Annotated in this window: 5 protein-coding genes; all 5 read right to left on the bottom strand. The window is 29.5% G+C overall.

Annotated features, from left to right (window positions below):
- Nucleotides 1–49 precede the first annotated feature (49 nt).
- The 5 genes from AC1RYN_RS03890 to AC1RYN_RS03870 all read right to left on the bottom strand — a co-directional run bounded on the left by AC1RYN_RS03890 (nt 50) and on the right by AC1RYN_RS03870 (nt 3301).
- Entirely contained in the window at nt 50–367 is a 318-nt protein-coding gene (locus AC1RYN_RS03890; RefSeq protein ID WP_481805906.1) for a hypothetical protein, read from the bottom strand.
- Between the two features lie 44 nt (nt 368–411).
- Nucleotides 412–1383 (bottom strand): type VI secretion system tube protein TssD, encoded by a 972-nt coding sequence (gene tssD, locus AC1RYN_RS03885; RefSeq protein ID WP_481805905.1) that lies wholly within the window; start codon nt 1381–1383, stop codon nt 412–414.
- Nucleotides 1355–1588: a type VI secretion system tube protein TssD gene (tssD, locus tag AC1RYN_RS03880; protein WP_481805904.1), complete on the bottom strand. Its 234-nt coding sequence runs from the start codon at nt 1586–1588 to the stop codon at nt 1355–1357. Before tssD (AC1RYN_RS03880) ends, tssD (AC1RYN_RS03885) begins: the two co-directional genes overlap by 29 nt.
- A gap of 476 nt (nt 1589–2064) precedes the next feature.
- Nucleotides 2065–2556, bottom strand: a complete 492-nt coding sequence (locus AC1RYN_RS03875; RefSeq protein ID WP_481805903.1) for a hypothetical protein — start codon at nt 2554–2556, stop codon at nt 2065–2067.
- Entirely contained in the window at nt 2534–3301 is a 768-nt protein-coding gene (locus AC1RYN_RS03870) for a hypothetical protein (protein ID WP_481805902.1), read from the bottom strand. The genes AC1RYN_RS03875 and AC1RYN_RS03870 overlap by 23 nt, the downstream gene beginning before the upstream one ends.
- Nucleotides 3302–3475: the final 174 nt, after the last annotated feature.

Raw genomic sequence — 3475 nt, 5'->3', positions numbered from 1 at the left:
TACTTATTGCTAAGGTTAATACATGCTCCTGTTGTTAGGGAGGCAGCACCTAATTGAATACTGATTTACGAAAAGTTGCATTTTTGTTTAGTTTTTGCCAACAATAATATGAAAAATTAAATTTATGATTTTCTTTATCTAAATATAAATCTCCTTCATATGAAATCCAATGATATTGAGTTATACAACCTAACAAGCTATAAGAATCTTTTAACATATCAGAATCTATAAGCAATATAATGTGCCACCCTTCTTGATATTCTTTTTGAATTTGAATTAATTCATTTTGAAAATTAAGCCCTGTTATTACTCGTGTTTTGTCAATTGATGATGTAGCTCCATACAATTTGGTAGCTGTGTCAATCATATAACTTGTCCAATTTATGGCATCCCAATCTTGATTATTCTCTCCTAAATATTTTTTATTGCCGAAACTCTTGTTCCTGCAAGAATAATCCAATCTGTTTGATTCATTAATTTACGAGGAATACATGGAGTTCCATCGGAATATTTACTGTAATTTGGATACTTTAAATTATCTGATGAAGGATTGAAGCTGTACATTAACTCATTTGGTTTTAAATGGAATGCATTTATTTTGACTTCACCAGTTCTAAAAAATATATTGTATAAATTATAAAATTCATCTTTATAATCTTTAGCATAAAAATATAGCAATGATGCTGTGCCACACAATGATGTTGCGTGTTGGTTTATTTTTTCAGGTTTATTTTTTCGTTCTAATAAGCCTTTTTGGAAAATTTTCCTATCAAACCATCTAAACCTATTGTGTTTCCAAACTTTAAGTTCACCTTCGTTTTCAGCATCTTTTATGTAAGCTCTAATATACACAAAACGCCCGCACATATCTTTTTCGTTAAGAGTAAATTTTAGTGTGTCGCCTGTTACCGAAAGTTTTTTTTCAATCCATTTATCTTCAGATAAGCTGTGGTATTTAAACGCCCAGTTTATTATAGATTTATCTGCGGGAGTTTCTTCGGTAAAAGCTACAACTTTAAATTCATAAGATTTGCCATACAACATACCTTCTTGTTGGTTTGTTCCTGTACCATCATTAGCAGAACCTAAATCAAGAGTTGTAATACATTTTATTGTTTTTACTCTGGTTTCTTTTTTCTCTTGTTTAGGTACGTAATAGACGGGTTCACTTGGCGGGATCCAAGATTTATTCCAGTATTTAACCAATTCTGCCCCATAATCCTGAATTGCAGGCGAGAGGGTTAAAACAATATGCATATTTTCTGTTCCATAAGTATCAAATACTTCTGAATATTCTATCAAATACGCATCACTAAACTTATACTTTCTTATCGGAATATCTTCATCGCCTTTTTTATAAAAGTGTACTTCTCCTTTTTCCATTCTGTCCGTTTCTTTCTCCTACTTCTTTTGTCATATTATGCCAAAATACGTCGTCGTTTTCTTGCGCTACAAAACTTAAAGTAAGAAAACCTCCCTCGACATCACTAGTTGGTGAGCCATTTGTTGCTGTATACCTGAGATAATTGGTGTTTATCCATAGTAATTCTCGTTCTTCTCCTAAAATAAATAATTTGGCTGTGGTCATAAATCTATTTCTTTTTATTATTTTAATGGCTATAAATATAAGTAAAAAGCTATATTATTTAAAGTTTAATTATATTTTTTGAAAGATAAAACTTAAATAAAACACATTGCTAACTGTTGAGTAGCTGGATTTGTTCTATGAAAAAACGCAGTAAAACCTAAGTTCTACTGCGTTTTTAAGTAAATAAGATGATGTTTGAAGTTTCTTGACTTTGTAACCACAGCTATTGATTTTCTTATCTTTTATTGGAGCGGGTGCGAAGTCGGGAGACTTCGCACAGCGAGAAACACTTTGTAGAGCAGGATTTGTATCCCAAGTATATCCTCGAAAGGCTATTTTAATCTGGAGTTTTGTATATAATTATTCTATTAGTGGCATGTAAGTTTTCTATTTTAGAATTAATTGTAAAAGCAGATATATCACAAAGTGAGGGAAGCGCTTCATTAATCTTTCAGAGTGGATTCATATTTAATAAATCAATTTAAATATTCTTTTTTTAGGACAAACCTATCTTCGCGTATTCCAGATATAATAATTTTATTAATTTCATATTTACTTAAATAACAATCTTTGGGTTTGGATTCCAACCAATAATCATTTTTAAAACCATGAATATAATAAACATCTTTTTTAAGTTTAACTTCTATTGTGTCTGATTTCATGATTTTTTCATAACTGAAAGAAATATATTTTTCAGATTTATTAATTTGAGAAAATGTTTTTATAGTTTTTCCTTTTCGTAAAATATGTACCTTTAAATTAGCAATTTCTTCTGGACTATATTCATTAAACGAAATCTTATAATCGGTTTGAGCAACAAAAATAGTTTTTTTACATTGCTCTATTTCAGCATTTTGTTCTGTCTCAAATTCGACTTGTTCCTTGTACATTTTATTACAAGTATATGTTGCAGAAATAATTATTATCAACAGAACTAATATCGTTTTATTTAATTTTGATATAACCATAGAAATTATTTATAAAATGTGCTAATGTAATTTTATTTTTTAAATATACTTTTTTTTCTCCCCATGTATAAACTTTAAAGTCAAGTTGATATATAGTTTTTCCGTCTTTGTTTAGAAATGCTTTTTCATTTATTAGAGTTTCTAATACCACCCAATGATAATCAAATTCGAAAGGTGATGTTATTGATTTTTGTAATTCTTTAAGACTTATTTTTTTGGGAATATAAAAATCAGGATCTTCATCAATTAAATCCGAATCAATCATTAAAATTATTTTATAGCCTTCATTGAGTTGTTTGTTTATGTTGTTAATAATTTTAAATATAGATTCTACAGGGTAATTTATTCCTTTTTTTATTGGATTGTAAATACCGTTTGAAACAACATCTTTGAAACCTAACAAATTTTCGGATAGATTTGTCATCAAAGGAGGCCAACTAACAGCTTGAAATTCTTCTTCTCCTCCTTTATAGCGTGGATTATCTGTGTTCCTTGTTCCTGCCATCGTAATGTAATCTACAAGAGGCATGTATCTTCCAGAAGAAAATGGAAATTCTTTTATGTTAGGCTTTTTATCTAAAATTTCAATACTTGGTTTTACAGTATAATCATTAAATGTAGCTTCACCAGTTCTGAATAGTTGTTTTGCAAATTTTTTGTACTCGTTTGGTTGTTCTTTAGCAAAAAGATAGAAAATATACAAGCCATTCCGCAAAGTGAAGTCCCACTCTGGTTTACTAGCCATGGTTTTCCATTGTCTGTTCTCTCTTTTATTTCATTATCAACAATCATCCTATCAAACCATCTAAACCTATTGTGTTTCCAAACTTTAAGTTCACCTTCGTTTTCAGCATCTTTTATGTAAGCTCTAATATACACAAAACGCCCGCACATATCTTTTTATACTTTTTCTTCAGAA

This window comes from Flavobacterium sp. TC780, from assembly GCF_056783245.1.
The sequence above is the reverse complement of the archived record's forward strand: the minus strand, read 5'-3'. Positions and strand labels throughout refer to the sequence as shown.

What these genes read in the sequence shown, in the direction of transcription:
- AC1RYN_RS03890 (WP_481805906.1), bottom strand. Translation starts at nt 367, where the DNA reads ATGATTGACACAGCTACCAAATTGTATGGAGCTACATCATCAATTGAC.
- tssD (WP_481805905.1), bottom strand. Translation starts at nt 1,383, where the DNA reads ATGGAAAAAGGAGAAGTACACTTTTATAAAAAAGGCGATGAAGATATT.
- tssD (WP_481805904.1), bottom strand. Translation starts at nt 1,588, where the DNA reads ATGACCACAGCCAAATTATTTATTTTAGGAGAAGAACGAGAATTACTA.
- AC1RYN_RS03875 (WP_481805903.1), bottom strand. Translation starts at nt 2,556, where the DNA reads ATGGTTATATCAAAATTAAATAAAACGATATTAGTTCTGTTGATAATA.
- AC1RYN_RS03870 (WP_481805902.1), bottom strand. Translation starts at nt 3,301, where the DNA reads ATGGCTAGTAAACCAGAGTGGGACTTCACTTTGCGGAATGGCTTGTAT.